Below are 561 nucleotides of genomic sequence, written 5' to 3'. Positions count from 1 at the left end.
GCCAAACCGGCTCCTCCAATATGCAACTCTCCAATCACGCCTACGGGAACAGGAAGATTATTGGAGCCCAATACGTAAGTACTCATATTAGAAAGTGGTTTTCCAATATTTGTGTTTAAATCACCATCCTTATATAAGTGCATCGTTACACAGACAGTATTCTCTGTTGGACCGTAGGCATTTATCAGTCTTCTTCCCTTACTCCATTTCTCCATCAGGTCTGATGAAGAAGATTCTCCGGCAACAACTAATGTTTTAAGATTAGAAAATTCTTGATAAAACATAGTGCGCAATAAAGCAGGCGGTATAGTAGCTATGTTTATTTTATTCTGCTCGATATAATCTCCTAATAATTGAGTATCCTGCCTCAATGTGGATGGCAAAATATAAAGGGAGGCTCCAAAAGATAAAGCGCTGAACATCTCCCATACTGATGCATCAAATATAGTTGAAGCGTACTGCAGGATTCTTGATTGATCATCTATCTCTAAATCATCTTTTTGTATACAAACCAAATTAACAACCCCGCAATGCTCAATCATTACCCCTTTTGGTCTGCCT

1 protein-coding gene is annotated in these 561 nt (G+C 38.7%); it reads right to left on the bottom strand.

Annotation, left to right across the window (positions count from 1 at the left end; all coding sequences use genetic code 11):
* Nucleotides 1–561, bottom strand: a 561-nt coding sequence (locus B0A64_RS22650) for an AMP-binding protein (protein ID WP_165769866.1), incomplete at both ends; no start/stop codon positions are given.

The sequence above is a fragment of the Flavobacterium araucananum genome, from assembly GCF_002222055.1.
In the GTDB taxonomy this organism is placed as follows: Bacteria; Bacteroidota; Bacteroidia; order Flavobacteriales; family Flavobacteriaceae; genus Flavobacterium; species Flavobacterium araucananum.
Note: the sequence above shows the minus strand (reverse complement) of the source record. Positions and strands in the feature narration are given on the sequence as shown.